Raw genomic sequence first — 14,214 nt, 5'->3', positions numbered from 1 at the left:
TGCAACATGCGCCGCGCGTCAATCAACAAACGCTTGTCAGCGTCAATCAACATCGGCATCATCAACCTCGCCGCGACATTCTCATCTTGTTTGTCGCGCGTCTCTCATCCAGATTGTCGCGCCACAGTCTGATCCTCAATATCTCGGGCAAGCTCGTCGCGAACTACTGGCTGAGCCATGTCTACCCGCCCGCCGTCGGCGAGGCCCATCGCGACGCCGACTTGCACATCCATGACCTCGACATGCTTTCGGGCTATTGCGCGGGGTGGTCGCTGCGCACGCTGCTCACCGAGGGGCTCAACGGGGTGCCCGGCAAGGTGGAAGCGGCACCGCCCAAACACATGTCGAGCGCCGTCGGGCAAATCGTCAATTTTCTGGGCACGCTGCAGAACGAATGGGCCGGCGCCCAAGCGTTCAGTTCGTTCGACACCTACATGGCGCCGTTCGTGCGCAAGGACCGGTTGAGCTACGAGGAAGTGCGCCAATACATTCAGGAACTCATCTACAACCTGAACGTGCCGTCGCGCTGGGGCACGCAAACGCCGTTCACGAATCTCACTTTCGATTGGGTGTGCCCCGAAGATCTGCGCGAGCAAGTGCCGGTCGTCGGCGGCAAGGAAATGAACTTCCGCTACGGCGATCTGCAGGCCGAGATGGACATGATCAATCGAGCCTACATCGAGGTGATGCAAGCGGGCGATGCGAAAGGCCGCGTCTTCACGTTTCCGATTCCGACGTACAACATCACGGCCGACTTCGACTGGGACAGCCCGAACGCCACGCGATTGTTCGAGATGACCGCACGCTACGGTCTGCCGTATTTCCAGAACTTCATCAACTCGGAATTGAAACCGAACATGATCCGGTCGATGTGTTGCCGCCTGCAGCTCGATCTGCGCGAGTTGCTCAAGCGCGGCAACGGCCTGTTCGGCTCGGCCGAGCAGACCGGATCGATCGGCGTCGTGACGTTGAACTGCGCGCGGCTAGGCCATCTTTATGCCTGCAACGAAGGTGCGCTGATGGCTCGCGTCGACGCGTTGCTCGAACTGGGCAAGGAAAGTTTGGAAATCAAACGACGCGTGATCCAGCAGTTGATGGATGACGGCCTCTTTCCGTACACGAAGCGTTACCTCGGCACGCTGCGCAATCACTTCTCCACGCTCGGGGTCAACGGCATCAACGAGATGATCCGCAACTTCACGGCCGACGCGCACGATCTGACGACCGACTGGGGACATGCCTTCGCTGTCCGCCTGCTCGATCGCGTTCGCGCGAAGATGCTCGCGTTCCAGGAAGAGACCGGGCATATGTACAACCTGGAGGCCACGCCGGCCGAGGGTACGACATACCGCTTCGCCAAGGAAGATCGAAAACGCTACCCGGGCATCCTGCAAGCAGGCACTGCCGACATGCCGTACTACACGAACTCGTCGCAGTTGCCGGTCGGCTTCACCGAAGATCCGTTCGAGGCGCTCGAGCATCAGGACGACTTGCAGCGCAAATACACGGGCGGCACGGTCCTGCATCTTTATATGACTGAGCCGCTGTCGTCGGCCGACGCCTGCCGCGAACTCGTCAAGCGTACGCTGAGCCGCTTTTCGCTGCCGTACATCACCGTCACGCCAACGTTCTCGATTTGCCCGAAGCACGGCTACTTGCCGGGCCGCCACGAGTTTTGTCCCAAATGCGACGAGGCGCTGCTTCATCGCAAATGCAACCGCCCCGCAACCCCTGAACTAATGGAGCCTTGAACATGAATCAGAATCACGCGACACGTACCGCCCCCGTCGAGCTTCGCGACGAAGAACGCCAACCGTGCGAGATCTGGACGCGCGTCATGGGATACCACCGGCCCGTTTCTTCGTTCAATACGGGCAAGAAAGGCGAATTCTACGAGCGTACCTATTTCACCGAGGAGGTTTCTCTTGCAACGTGACATCCCGAGTACGCCGGCCGCTCGTGCGGCCGCGTCGCTGCGGCCCATCAAGGTCGGCGGCGTGGCGCCATTTACTGCCACGGATTTTCCGGGTCTGCTCGCGGCCGTCGTCTTCGTGCAAGGATGCCCATGGCGCTGCGGCTATTGCCATAACACGCACTTGCAACCGCGCACTCGGGCAGGCGCGGTACCCTGGACCGACGTCATGCGCCTGCTGGCGCGCAGGACCGGTCTGATCGATGCGGTCGTATTCAGCGGAGGCGAGCCCACCGCGGACCCGGCGCTTGGCCGTGCGATCGGCGATGTTCGTGCGCTCGGCTTCAAAGTCGGGCTGCACAGCGCGGGCACGCATCCTCGCCGATTCGCGCAGCTGCTGCCGTTGCTCGATTGGGTGGGGTTCGACATCAAGGCGCCATTCACCGACTACGAACGCGTGACACGTGTGCGCGAGAGCGGGATATCCGCCAGACGCAGCCTCGAAACACTACTGGCCAGCGATGTCGATTACGAATGTCGCACGACGGCGCACCCGGCGTTGCTGTCGGAGACGGACCTGCTCGTGCTGGCGCGCACGCTTGCGAATCTGGGCGTGAAAAAGTACGCCCTGCAACTCTTTCGGAAGCAGGGTTCGCGCGACGCGCAACTGAACGCCGTCTCGCTCGCCGGCTATCCAAGCGAAAGCGTACTCGACGAAATGCGCGGACGGTTTCTATCCTTCGACGTCAGACGAGGCTGATGCGCGGTCCCGCAATTCGCGCGCGAGCCCCTCGACTTCGTTCACGACCTCGTCGGCCTGCTGCATGTCGAAGTCGGCGTGAAATCGCTTGCGCACGCCATGCTCAGCCAATTGCACGTATTCGTCCGCCGCAAGCTCATGCCGCCCGAGAGAATGCTTCACGCATGCAAGCGGGCATCCGTCTATCGCAATGATGGGCCTGCCCGAGTGTGCGAGCTTCAGTAGCGCCGGCACATCGCCTCCTACACCGGCGATACACGACATCTCGGCCGCACCGCGCCGATCCAATTGCACGGCTACATAGTTCGCCATTTGCGCGGCGCTCGAACAGCCCGAGCACGAATAAACGAGCGGCAGTACGCGGCGTTCGCCGCTCGGTGGGAAACGATCGTTCGTCATAGTGGAATCGGCGATCCAGCGTCAAGCCGCCTCGTGACAGGAAGAGCAACATTATCCGCGGGGTCCGCGTGGTCGTCGGCAGGGGTGCGCCCCGTCAACATGTACTCGATGAGATCGCGCGCGGGGCGAATCCGACTGCCGAACGGCAACGGCTCGGAGCCGCGAAAGAAGAGCCCGCGCTTGACGTCGCCGGCGAGCGCGTAGGCGAGCCGTTTATCGATGCAAAATTGCCCGTGTTTCGCGATGCCATCGCGCAGGCCGCATTGCTGCAGGCAATCGAAGCCGACCGTACACTTGCGCGGCTTGGCGACGCGCTGCAGCTTCTCTTCCTTCTCCAGGTACTCCGCAAGCCACGGCGTCAGCACGGCACGCGCGGGCAACCCGGCCACGCTCATGAACGTCACGATCTCATCGAGCGGGGCTTCGGCGAGCACTTTCTTGAAGTTCGGATGCGCATCGCCCTCCTTGCTGACCGCGAACGGCGTACCGAGCTGCACGGCTGTCGCGCCGAGCGACACGAGCTCGCGCATCTGCTCGTGCGTATGGATGCCGCCCGCGACAATGAGCGGGATCTTCTCGCGCTCGAGCCCAAGGTCCTTGAACAGCGCAAGCGTGCCTTCGATGACTTCGCGATACGCGAAATGCGGGTTCGCGACGCTGTCGAGCGAGGGCGCGCCAAGATGCCCTGCCGCATACCGCGGGTTTTCTATCACGATGGCATCGGGCAAGCGCTGCTTGCGCATCCATTTCTTCAGCACGAGCCCGATGCCGCGCGCATCCGACAAGATCGGGATCAGCGCGACATCCGGAAAATCGACCGTAAGCTCCGGCAAATCGAGTGGCAATCCCGCGCCGACGACGACGGCATGGGCCCCGCTTTCGCACGCGCGCCGCACGTACTGCGCATAGGCCGATACCGCACGCATGACATTGACGGCCACGGCGCCCTCGCCGCCCGCGATCCGCAGCGCCGAGCGCACTTCTCGATCGAGGGCTTGCAGATTGACGGCATCGATCAGTGCACGGTCGCGCGAGCGCGCAGTCTCGGCCATCAGATCGAGGTGATGACGGCGCAGATCGACGCTGGAGAGGGTCCCCATTGCGCCCAGCGAGGCAACGGTACCCGCGAGACGATGCGCGGACACCCCCACTCCCATTCCCCCCTGGACGATGGGCAACAACGTCTTGCCCTTGATGCGCAGGGGTTCGAACACAGCCTTCGGCACTGACACAGGACGACCTCACGAAAATCGCAGTAACGGCAAGTTTGAGGTGCGTACCCAGGCCGGACCTTAATCTGGGTCAAGGACCCATCGGCCTGCGGTGCGGCAATTGATCGCGCTTTGGATGCTTGCCTGTGTGCTGCGTGGCTATCGGCACCCTACACGCGAGTCAGCACTTAGTATGCGCATGCCGCCTGCAGCTTCGAGACGTCCGGAATGATGATCTCGCGCCCGTGGACCGTGAGGAGCCCCCGCACTCCCAGTTCGTGGAGAATGCGCGAAAAATGTTCGGGCGTCAGATTGAGTCGGGACGCCACCATCTTCTTGCCCGCCTCGAGTCGCACGCGCAGCCCCGCTCGTTCCTCGCCGGGTTCGGCCTCGCCCTTTAGCGCAAGCAGGTAACTGACGAGACGATGCGTGCCCGATCGCAGCGAGTAGGCCTCCACATCGCGCATCAACGCATGCAGACGTGCGCTCAAGCCCGCGAGCATCTTGCAGGCGAAATCGGGATTAGCGCGCAATTCTTCGACGATCGGCGCTTTCGCGACATGCAGCAGCAGCGAATCGCTGATCGCCTGTGCCGACACGAAATACGGCTTGCCCAGAAACATCAGGGCCTCGCCGAAGCTATCGCCGGGACCGACGAGCCGCACGACCTTCTCTTCGCCGAGCGGCGAGACCACGCTGAGCTTGATCTGCCCATAGACCACGGCATGCAAGCCCGAGCAGACATCGCCGCAATGGAACGCCATCTCCTTGCGCGCGAGCTGCTGCTGTGTCGTGCCGAGCGCAATCCGATCGAGCTCGTTGCGCGACAGCTCGTTGAAGAGCGGCATTCTCGCCAGGAAATCCTGGACGCGAATCTTTGCTCTTTGCATTTGCATGCTCCATCGACCTAGATCAGTTTCGAGTACGAGGCCGCGCCGGGCCGCCCGAGGTATTTGTCGAATGTCATCGCCATGGCGCGCACGAACAAGCGCCCCTTCGGCAGCACGCGAATCGCATCGTCGCCCACCTCGATGAGCTCGGCCTGTGCGAGCGGGCCGAGCGCAGCGATCTCTTGAGCGAAGTAGCGCGCGAATTCGATCCCGTGGCGCGCCTCGATCGCGCGAAACGAGAGCGGCACGCTGCACATCAGCGTCATGATCACGTCGCGACGCAGCAGGTCGTCGGGACTGAGCGTCAGCCCGCGCTCGACAGGCAAACGCTGCGCGTTCAAATGCTCGTAATACGACTTCACCGAGCGCGTCGACTGGCAATACGCGCGACCGATCTTGCCGATTGCCGAGACGCCGAAGCCGACCAGGTCGCATTCGGCCTTCGTCGTATAGCCCTGGAAATTGCGGTGCAACGTCCCGTCTCGCAACGCGCGGCTCAGTTCGTCGTCGGGCTTCGCGAAGTGATCCAGACCGATATACACGTAGCCCGCATCGAGCAGCCGACGGGTCGCGTGCATGAAGATATGCAGCCTGTCTTCGGCCAGCGGGAGCTCGCTCGCGTCGATCAGCCGCTGCGCCTTGAAACGGTGCGGCAGGTGTGCGTAGTTATAAAGCGCGATACGGTCGGGCGCGAGCCGGACGACCTCGTCGAGCGTGCGATCGAAGCTTGCGACCGATTGCCGCGGCAGCCCATAAATGAGGTCGACATTGATCGACTCGAACCCCGCATCGCGGCTCGCCGCCAACGCACGTTCGACCATGTCGAGCGGCTGGATGCGATTGACGGCTTGCTGCACGGCCGGATCGAAATCCTGCACGCCGAAGCTCGTGCGATTGAAACCCAGGGATGCGAGCGACGAAAGCGTGTTTGCCGTGACGGTGCGCGGATCGATTTCGATCCCCATTTCGGCGCCGGGAACGAAGGCGAAGTGGCGATGCAACGCGTCGACGAGGCGACCCAGCTCGGTCATACTGAAAAACGTCGGCGTGCCGCCGCCCAGATGCAATTGCGCGGTGGATCGATTACTGCCGAGCTGCGGCGCAACCATCGCTATTTCGCGCAGCAGGTAGTCGAGGTACTCCGCTGCGCGACCGTGCTCGCGTGTAATGACCTTGTTGCAGGCGCAGAAATAGCACAGCGACTCGCAAAACGGCAGATGGGCGTAGATCGATAGCGGCGCGGCGGCGGCCGTCTCGGCACGCTCGGCCAGATGGCGGCGATACGTCGCCTCGTCGAACTCCGGCACGAAACGGTCTGCCGTCGGATAAGACGTATATCGCGGACCGGCGTTGTCGAAACGACGGATCAACGCTTCCGATATTTCGAGGCCGCCGAAGCGGCCGACGTCCGGCTCGGCAACGCTCGCTGACGCTGCGCGGCTTTGCGCCGAATGAGCTGACATATCCGTTTCCCGTGAAAGTTCATGGCCCGGCGGCAATACCGCCTTCGACCATTATCGAATCGCCGGTCACGGCAAACTTGATGTATGTCATCAATCTTCGGTTTCTCCCTCGCTCGCGCGACCCAACGTGGGTATGACTTCACGCTCGAATACCGCCATAAAAGATATACAATGAATCGACTTTATAGGCTTGACTATGAGACTGACGGACTTCACCGATTACAGTTTGCGCGTACTGATGTATGCGGCCGTTCGCTCGGACGAGCTTGTCACGATCGCGGAGCTTTCCGAGGTGCTCGGCATTGCACGCGGGCACCTCGTCAAGATCGTCCACGCGCTCGGGCGCGCGGGCTTTTTGTCCACGACGCGAGGAAGAACGGGGGGATTGAAGCTCGGCCGTCCCGCCTCGCGCATCAGCGTCGGCGATGTGGTGCGCACGATGGAGCCGGATTTCCGCATGGTCGAGTGCTTCGACACCGAGGGTAACGCCTGTGTCATCACGGCCGCATGCGGCCTGCGTGGCGTGCTTGGCAGCGCGTTGCGCGCATACCTTGGCGTGCTGGACCAATACACGCTCGCGGACATCGCCGCGGAGCAGGCCAAGCTGTCGCGCGTGCTGGGGTTGGCGGCGAGGGAGCAGCCGCTCGTGCGGCTCGCACGTAAAGCGCATGCGTGAGATACGTGCGGCCCCGAGCGCAACGGCTCGTCCGGGTAGGTCGAGCGAAGTCTTCCGTGACCCCGACGACGTTTGATAACCGATTCAACAGCCGCCCGCTTCCCCGCCCGAAAACGACGCCGCCCGCCCCGCCAGCGCGGCGACGACCACGACGAGCTCCAGCGGATCGATGGGTTTCGCCAAGTGCGTCTGGAACCCGGCGAGCAACGTACGCCTGCGGTCCTCGCTGCGCGCGAACGCCGTCAGCGCAGCGGCCGGCGTCACGCGCCCGCGCGGTGCTTCCCACGTCCGCAACCGGCGAATGAACTCATAGCCGTCCACACCCGGCATGCCGATGTCGCTCACGATCACATCGGGCGGCGCCTCGATACACGCTTCCAGCGCCTCGAGCGCATGCCCGAACGCGCGTGTCCGGGCACCGCGCTCCTCGAGCACACGGCACACGAGTTCGCGTGCATCGGGCTCGTCTTCCACGATGACCACCTGCAAGCCCGCCAGCGCGGGCGGCGTGACCTCCGGCAACGGTTCGTCGAGCGGAGTAGGAGCAAGCTTGGCGACGCTTGCGGGCAAGCGCACGACAAACGCCGCGCCCATGCCCGCGCCATCGCTGCGCGCCTCGATGCGCCCGCCATGCATTTCGACGAGCTGCCGCGCAATCGACAGTCCGAGTCCGAGCCCCCCGTGCTGCCGCGCGATGCTCGAGTCCTCCTGGCAAAAACGCTCGAACACGTGCGGTAGAAACTCGGGCGTAATGCCCTGACCGTTATCGGCCACCGTCAGTTCGATCTCGTCATCGATACGGCGTAGCGCGACCTCGACGCTGCCGCCCTTGCCCGTGAACTTCACCGCATTCGACAGCAGATTCCAGACGATCTGCTGCAGCCTCGCGGGATCGCCAAGCATCGCAGCATCGGGTTCTAGCGCAGGCACGATGACGATCTCTTTGGCGAGCGCGGCGGGACCGAGCGAGCGAATGACATATTCGACGAGATCGACGAAATCGACGCGCTCGACATCGAGACGCAGCTTGCCGGCGAGAATCCGCGAAAAGTCGAGCAGATCGTCGACCATCCGCGCCTGGGCGCGCGCATTGCGGTCGACCACCTCGAGCCCTTTGCGAACGGATTCGGACGCGCTTGCATCGCGCAGCAGGACCTGCGTCCAACCGATGATCGCATTCAAGGGGGTACGCAATTCGTGCGAGAGCATCGCGACGAATTCGTCCTTCATGCGCGAAACGCGTTCGGCCTCGGCGCGCGCGGCCCGCTCGGAGGCAAGCAGCGCTTCGCGTTCTTCAGCCAGCGCCCGGAAATGGGCCTCGCGCTCCTGCGCGCGTTGCGCCTCGGCCAGCTCGCGCTCGATGCGTCGCTCGCGCAGCACGCGCTCGATCGCCTCCGGCAAATACTCGAGGTAATGCTCGCTCTTCGGCACGACATCGGCCACGCCCGAGCGCAGCGCCTCGATGACGCGCGCCTCGTCCGCAAAACCGGTGCAGAGGATCGCCGGCAATGCAAGCCCGTTGCGACGCAGCGCTCGCAGAAACTCGAGCCCCGTCTCGCGACCGCCCAACGTGTAATCGACGATGAGCACATCGGGCGTTTCCTGCGTCATCGTTGCGCGCGCGGCGCCGGTCGTGGACGCCGAGCTCACCCGATAGCCCGCGCGCCCGAGCGCGCGCGAGGCAAGGCGTAACAGCCCCTCGTCGTCGTCGATGAACAGGACGTGAGCCGTCATCGGCCGCACGCGGGCAGTTTCACCACTTGCAAAAAGAAGCCGAGTCGACGCACGGCCTCGATGAAGGCGTCGTACTCCACGGGCTTCGTCACGTAGACGTTGCAGCCAAGCTCGTAGCAGCGCTCGATCTCGCGAGGATCGTCGGTGGTCGTCAGCACGATGACCGGCAGCGACGCCGTGCGCTTGTCGGCCTTCAGGCGCCGCAACACCTCGAGGCCATCGATACGCGGCATCTTCAGATCGAGCAGGATGACGGATGCCGGGGCGGGGTCGCGCAGGAAAGGCGCGTCCTCGCCGAAGAAGAAGTCGAGCGCTTTCTGGCCGTCGGAAAGACGCGTGAACCCATTCGTGAGACCGGCGCGACGCAGATTGCGCTCGATGAGCGTTGCGTGGCCGTCGTCATCCTCGATCAGGATGATGTTGACGGACTGGCCGTCTGCGGGTCCGGTATGCATGATATCGATTTCCCTCGATCAGGCGGCGACCTGCTCGGCCGCCTCAGGTAGCGACAAATAGAAGGTCGTGCCAACGCCCTCGGTCGATTCGGCCCACACGCGTCCGCCATGTCGTTCCACCATGCGGCGCACGAGGGCGAGCCCAATGCCTTCGCCGGTCGCCACGCTGCCGTGCAGCCGCTGGAACGCGTGGAAAAGGCGCGGCATCGCCACGGCCGGAATACCGAGACCATTATCCTTCACATAGAAGATGCGTAGTGAGTGCGTTCCGGCGGGCGCGGGCATGGCCCCGATTTCGATGCGCCCCGGCCGCTCGGGATCGAGGTAGTTCACCGCGTTGCCGATCAGATTCGCGAATATCTGCTCGAGCGCCGTCGGATCGCCCCAGACGGGCGGCAGGTCGACCACGACGATCTCGGCGCTGCGCGAGCGGATCGAGCCTTGCATCGCATCGAGCACATGGCGCACGAGCGCCGCGACATCCACGGCCTGGCGGCGATACTCGACGCGCCCCACGCGCGATAGCCGCAGCAACGAATCGATGATGTGGGCGGCACGCAAGACCGCGCTTTGCAAAAAACGCAACGCCTCGCCGATGTCCTCGTCGATGAGCCGCTCGACATGCTCGCGGTCCTCGGGCGAAAGCGACGATTCGCGCACCGCCGCGCGCAGATCGTCGCAGGCATGGGTCAGCTCTTTGGAAAACCCTTGCAAATTGACGAGCGGCGAACGCAAATCGTGCGAGACGCTGTAAATGAACATCTCGTTTTCCTGCGTTTGCTGATGCAGCGTTTCGTTGGTGTGAGCCAGTTCGTCGGCCCGGCGCGCAAGGTCGTTCTGGAAGCGCGCCTGCATCCGTTCGGATTCGCGCAGGCGGCGGCTCGTCTCGTGCAGGATCGAGTCGAGATGCGCGATCTCGTCATCGCCGGGCGACGGCAGTCCAAGCGGCGCGTTCTCGGCGAGCCGCGCAGCGTTATCGGACAGTTGCCGCAGCCGTCCGCGCAGTCCGCGCGTAAACAGGAATACCGCCAGTGCCGCAAGCGCGAGCGAGCCGACGACGGCCGCGGTGGTCAATCGCTGCTGCTGCGCGAGCGCGGCGGCGGCCTCCTCCGTGCGCAATGAATCGATGCGCAATTCCTCGGCCTGGAATGCCGCTACCTGCGAGCGGAAACGGTCGATGACGTCGATATTGGCCTGATTGCGAAAGCGTTCCAGCACGTCGTCGTGACGGCCGTTGCGCAGCAAGTCTTGTACGCGGTCGGACCATTGCCGGTACGCCTGCACTGACTGGCGAATCTGCGCGGCGCGCTCGACCTGGGTGGGGTTGTTCGCAACAAGATCGACCAGTCTGTCTATATTGCGATCGAGATCGACCCAAAGCGAAACGGGCGTAGCCGTCGTCCGGTCGTCATTGAGCACCGCGCCGCGCATGCGTACCGTCTCGAGCAACACGGGCTCGAGAATCGCGTTCGTCTGGCGCAGCACGTCCTTGCTATGCAGCGCCCATTGCTCCGCCTGCTCGGCATTGGCCTGCGCCTTCACGAGCCCGGAAAGCAGCACGAGTTCGAACAACGTCGGAATCGCAATCAGCAGCAGCCCTTTGGTCGTCAGTCTCATGCTCGAAGGAATGGGGTCGCGAACCTGGCGATGCGTCTGTCAGTCCGAGCATTATGTCGACGTTTGCGAGGAATGACAAAGCGCGCTGTCATGCGCGCCTGCCGTCCGTTCGCGCCGCGGCCGGCGGCCCTCAGGTCTTGAGCCGATATCCCGTCTTGAAGATCCAGGCGACGATGGCCATGAAAACCAACAGAAATACGCCCGTCATGGCCAGGCTCACGCCGACGTGCACGTCGGCCACGCCATAAAAGCTCCAACGAAAGCCGCTGATCAGATAGACGACGGGATTCGCGAGCGCAATCGTGCGCCATACCGGCGGCAGGATGCCGATCGAATAGAAGCTGCCGCCGAGAAACGTGAGCGGCGTGACGATCAACAGTGGAATGACCTGCAGTTTTTCGAAGCCGTCGGCCCAGATGCCGATGATGAAGCCGAACAGGCTGAACGTGATCGAGGTCAGCACGAGAAAGAGCAGCATCCAGAATGGATGCTCGATCCTGAGCGGCACGAAGCACGCCGCGGTCGCCATGATGATGAGGCCGAGCATGATCGATTTGGTCGCCGCCGCGCCCACGAAGCTCACGACCAGCTCGAGATAGGACACGGGCGCCGAAAGCAATTCGTAGACAGTGCCGGTGAATTTCGGGAAGTAGATGCCGAACGAGGCGTTCGTAATGCTTTGCGTGAGCAACGACAACATCACGAGCCCCGGCACGATGAACGCGCCGTAACTGATGCCGTCGATCTCACGGATGCGCGAGCCAATGGCCGCGCCGAACACCACGAAGTAGAGGGAAGTGGAAATGACCGGCGAGATGACGCTTTGCATCAGCGTGCGCCAGGTCCGCGCCATTTCGAACAGGTAGATCGCCCGCACCGCGTACAGATTCATCAGGACGTCTCCCTGACCAAGTCGACAAAAATATCTTCGAGCGAACTCTGCGAGGTCTGCAAATCCTTGAAGCGGATCTGAGCATCGGCCAAGTCCTTGAGCAGTCGCACGATTCCGGCCCGCTCGGACTGAGTGTCGTCATAGGTGTACGTGAGCGCGCTGCCGTTCGCCGACAACTCGAGCCCATAGCCCGCGAGCGACGGCGGCACGGTTTCGAGCGGCGCCTCCAGATCGAGCGTCAGCTGCTTCTTGCCGAGCTTGCGCAGCAGTTGCGCCTTCTCCTCGACGAGAATGATTTCGCCGCGATTGATGACGCCGATGCGGTCGGCCATTTCCTCGGCCTCATCGATGTAGTGCGTCGTCAGGATGATCGTCACGCCGCTTTCCTTGAGCGTGCGCATCAGGTTCCACATGTCGCGCCGCAGCTCGACATCGACACCCGCCGTCGGCTCGTCGAGAAAGAGCAGCGCCGGTTCGTGCGCAAGCGCCTTGGCGATCAGCACGCGCCGCTTCATTCCGCCCGAAAGCATCATGATGCGGTTGTCCTTCTTGTCCCAGAGCGACAGTGCACGCAGCACTTTCTCGATATGCGCCGGGTCGGCCGGCTTGCCGAACAGCCCGCGTGTGAACGAGACGGTGGCCCAGACGGTCTCGAACGCGTTCGTCGTCAACTCCTGCGGCACGAGCCCGATCATCGCGCGGGCCCGGCGATAGTCGCGCACGATGTCGTGACCGTCGACGACGACGCGGCCCGACGTTGCGTTGACGATGCCGCAGACGATGCCGATCAGCGTCGTCTTGCCGGCGCCGTTCGGTCCGAGCAACGCGAAGACCTCGCCGCGGCGCACCTCGAGGTTGATGTTCTTGAGCGCTGTGAAGCCCGAGGCGTAGGTCTTCGACAGGCCGGAAATGGTCAGGATAGGTTGCATGGACACGGACGATAGCAGAACCGCGGCGAAACCGCCGGGATCCCCGCCCACGCCGCGTAGCCGACGAAAGAACGGCGAAAAAAAAGGCGCCACGTCACCGTGGCGCCTTAAAGAAGTTCTAGCCATTCCGAGGGCCGTGCTAGAACCTGAGAGACGGTATTCCGGAACTTCCAACCGCCCGCGCGCAGCTCGACGCCACGCTTGGCGATATCTCTCTCCGAAATGAGGTTCCATTTTTTCTCTTTCAGCCGACGAAGTCAAGATAATTTTTGCCGAATTGTTGACAGGTACCCTCTCATGGCAAACGATTACATCGGAGATGCTATGTATTTATTACCGATTCCAACGGAAGGGATTTGCGCACTTGCAAGCGATGAAAGGCAAACATGAAATAAAGTTTCGAAAAAATCATCGGAAGACAATCGTGCCCGCAACGACGCGCAAACCCGCTCCCGTCAGCAAACCCGCCGAGAAAGACGGCGCCACCGAGGAGGTCGCCGCGCTGGCACGGGGGCTCACCGTGCTGCGCCGCGTCGCAAGCGCGGATGCCCCGATCAGCAATCGGGAACTGGCCGAGCTGACGGGTATCCCGAAACCGAGCGTCTCCCGCCTGACCGCGACACTCGTCAAGGCAGGGTTTCTCTTCCAGTTGCCCGACAGCGAGCGATTCGTACTGACGGCGTCGGTGCTCGAGCTCTCCAACGGCTTTTTGCGCAACTTCGATATCCGGGCGCGCGCCCGCCCGTTTCTCGTCGAGCTCGCCGATCGCACGGCGCTCTCGGTTCACCTCGTCACGCGTGACCGGCTCGACATGGTCGTGATCGAGGCTGTCCGGCCCTCCTCGGCGCTGCTCGTCTCGCGGCTCGAGATCGGCTCGCGCATGGATCTGACTCGCACCGCGGCGGGGCACGCCTATCTCGCCGCACTCACGGCGCCGCAACGCAAGGCATTGATGGCAGGGGTGCAAGCCGCCGCCGGCGACGACTGGCCCCATGTTCACGCCCGCGTGGCGCACGCGCTCGCGCAAACGGACAAGAACGGCTTTGCGATCGAGACCGGCGAGTGGTCCGCGGGCCTGAACGCGATCGCGGCCGGATTCGTCGGCCCCTCGGGCGAGCGCTACGCGGTGAACTGCGGCGGCGCCGCGCATCTCTCCACGCGCGAGTGGCTGCTCGAACACGCCGCGCCGGCACTCGTCGGATGCGTCGCCAAGATCGTGCGGGAGATCGGCGGCGCGCCGCGGCTGCGGCTGTCCGAGTAGCAGTAACAGCGGTAA

General features: G+C 63.1%; 14 protein-coding genes. 5 read left to right on the top strand and 9 right to left on the bottom strand.

Annotated elements, in window-relative coordinates; genetic code table 11:
* Nucleotides 1-77: 77 nt before the first annotated feature.
* From GWC77_RS19045 to GWC77_RS19035, 3 genes are read left to right on the top strand one after another with little or no spacing between them, the layout of a single operon-like run.
* A complete protein-coding gene (locus GWC77_RS19045) occupies nt 78-1,751 on the top strand; it encodes a ribonucleoside triphosphate reductase (protein WP_173259587.1) in 1,674 nt (557 codons plus the stop codon).
* Nucleotides 1,752-1,753: 2 nt separating this feature from the next.
* Entirely contained in the window at nt 1,754-1,936 is a 183-nt protein-coding gene (nrdD, locus tag GWC77_RS19040) for an anaerobic ribonucleoside-triphosphate reductase (protein WP_173259569.1), read from the top strand.
* Nucleotides 1,937-1,973: 37 nt separating this feature from the next.
* On the top strand, nt 1,974-2,672 hold the full coding sequence (locus GWC77_RS19035; protein WP_173259585.1) for an anaerobic ribonucleoside-triphosphate reductase activating protein: 699 nt from the start codon (nt 1,974-1,976) through the stop codon (nt 2,670-2,672).
* Here the strand turns inward: GWC77_RS19035 and GWC77_RS19030 are convergent.
* From GWC77_RS19030 to hemN, 4 genes are all read right to left on the bottom strand, one after another.
* Nucleotides 2,646-3,071, bottom strand: coding sequence for a putative zinc-binding protein (locus GWC77_RS19030; RefSeq protein ID WP_173259567.1), 426 nt, complete (start codon nt 3,069-3,071; stop codon nt 2,646-2,648). The genes GWC77_RS19035 and GWC77_RS19030 overlap by 27 nt on opposite strands.
* Nucleotides 3,068-4,303: a nitronate monooxygenase family protein gene (locus GWC77_RS19025; protein WP_173259565.1), complete on the bottom strand. Its 1,236-nt coding sequence runs from the start codon at nt 4,301-4,303 to the stop codon at nt 3,068-3,070. Before GWC77_RS19025 ends, GWC77_RS19030 begins: the two co-directional genes overlap by 4 nt.
* Nucleotides 4,304-4,470: 167 nt before the next feature.
* Nucleotides 4,471-5,172 (bottom strand): Crp/Fnr family transcriptional regulator, encoded by a 702-nt coding sequence (locus GWC77_RS19020; RefSeq protein ID WP_173259564.1) that lies wholly within the window; start codon nt 5,170-5,172, stop codon nt 4,471-4,473.
* A 17-nt stretch (nt 5,173-5,189) separates the two neighbouring features.
* The gene (gene hemN, locus GWC77_RS19015; RefSeq protein WP_173259562.1) at nt 5,190-6,635 is read right to left on the bottom strand and encodes an oxygen-independent coproporphyrinogen III oxidase; all 1,446 of its coding nucleotides are present in this window, start codon (nt 6,633-6,635) and stop codon (nt 5,190-5,192) included.
* Between the two features lie 196 nt (nt 6,636-6,831).
* Between hemN and GWC77_RS19010 the strand changes: the two genes are divergently transcribed.
* Nucleotides 6,832-7,311: an Rrf2 family transcriptional regulator gene (locus GWC77_RS19010; protein WP_173259560.1), complete on the top strand. Its 480-nt coding sequence runs from the start codon at nt 6,832-6,834 to the stop codon at nt 7,309-7,311.
* Nucleotides 7,312-7,395: 84 nt separating this feature from the next.
* Here GWC77_RS19010 and GWC77_RS19005 read toward each other — a convergent pair whose 3' ends face one another.
* The 5 genes from GWC77_RS19005 to GWC77_RS18985 form a co-directional block, all read right to left on the bottom strand.
* Complete coding sequence (locus GWC77_RS19005; protein WP_173259558.1) at nt 7,396-9,045, bottom strand: response regulator; 1,650 nt, start codon at nt 9,043-9,045, stop codon at nt 7,396-7,398.
* A complete protein-coding gene (locus GWC77_RS19000) occupies nt 9,042-9,500 on the bottom strand; it encodes a response regulator (protein WP_173259556.1) in 459 nt (152 codons plus the stop codon). The genes GWC77_RS19005 and GWC77_RS19000 overlap by 4 nt, the downstream gene beginning before the upstream one ends.
* A gap of 18 nt (nt 9,501-9,518) precedes the next feature.
* Complete coding sequence (locus tag GWC77_RS18995; RefSeq protein WP_173259554.1) at nt 9,519-11,117, bottom strand: ATP-binding protein; 1,599 nt, start codon at nt 11,115-11,117, stop codon at nt 9,519-9,521.
* Nucleotides 11,118-11,247: 130 nt separating this feature from the next.
* On the bottom strand, nt 11,248-12,009 hold the full coding sequence (locus GWC77_RS18990) for an ABC transporter permease (RefSeq protein WP_173259552.1): 762 nt from the start codon (nt 12,007-12,009) through the stop codon (nt 11,248-11,250).
* Nucleotides 12,009-12,938 carry an ABC transporter ATP-binding protein gene (locus GWC77_RS18985; protein ID WP_173259550.1) on the bottom strand — a complete coding sequence of 310 codons (930 nt, stop codon included), beginning with the start codon at nt 12,936-12,938 and terminating at the stop codon, nt 12,009-12,011. Before GWC77_RS18985 ends, GWC77_RS18990 begins: the two co-directional genes overlap by 1 nt.
* A 424-nt stretch (nt 12,939-13,362) precedes the next feature.
* On the opposite strand from GWC77_RS18985, the gene GWC77_RS18980 reads away from it, so the two are divergent.
* Nucleotides 13,363-14,199, top strand: coding sequence for an IclR family transcriptional regulator (locus tag GWC77_RS18980; protein ID WP_367949066.1), 837 nt, complete (start codon nt 13,363-13,365; stop codon nt 14,197-14,199).
* Nucleotides 14,200-14,214: the final 15 nt, after the last annotated feature.

This window comes from Paraburkholderia sp. NMBU_R16, from assembly GCF_013282575.1.
GTDB lineage: Bacteria > Pseudomonadota > Gammaproteobacteria > Burkholderiales > Burkholderiaceae > Trinickia.
The sequence above is the reverse complement of the archived record's forward strand: the minus strand, read 5'-3'. Positions and strand labels throughout refer to the sequence as shown.

Bases quoted from the DNA above. Each gene is read 5' to 3' on its own strand.
- GWC77_RS18985 (WP_173259550.1), bottom strand. From the start codon at position 12,938: ATGCAACCTATCCTGACCATTTCCGGCCTGTCGAAGACCTACGCCTCG.
- GWC77_RS19005 (WP_173259558.1), bottom strand. From the start codon at position 9,045: ATGACGGCTCACGTCCTGTTCATCGACGACGACGAGGGGCTGTTACGC.
- GWC77_RS19020 (WP_173259564.1), bottom strand. From the start codon at position 5,172: ATGCAAAGAGCAAAGATTCGCGTCCAGGATTTCCTGGCGAGAATGCCG.
- GWC77_RS19010 (WP_173259560.1), top strand. From the start codon at position 6,832: ATGAGACTGACGGACTTCACCGATTACAGTTTGCGCGTACTGATGTAT.
- GWC77_RS18995 (WP_173259554.1), bottom strand. From the start codon at position 11,117: ATGAGACTGACGACCAAAGGGCTGCTGCTGATTGCGATTCCGACGTTG.
- hemN (WP_173259562.1), bottom strand. From the start codon at position 6,635: ATGTCAGCTCATTCGGCGCAAAGCCGCGCAGCGTCAGCGAGCGTTGCC.
- GWC77_RS19000 (WP_173259556.1), bottom strand. From the start codon at position 9,500: ATGCATACCGGACCCGCAGACGGCCAGTCCGTCAACATCATCCTGATC.
- GWC77_RS18990 (WP_173259552.1), bottom strand. From the start codon at position 12,009: ATGAATCTGTACGCGGTGCGGGCGATCTACCTGTTCGAAATGGCGCGG.
- GWC77_RS19030 (WP_173259567.1), bottom strand. From the start codon at position 3,071: ATGACGAACGATCGTTTCCCACCGAGCGGCGAACGCCGCGTACTGCCG.
- nrdD (WP_173259569.1), top strand. From the start codon at position 1,754: ATGAATCAGAATCACGCGACACGTACCGCCCCCGTCGAGCTTCGCGAC.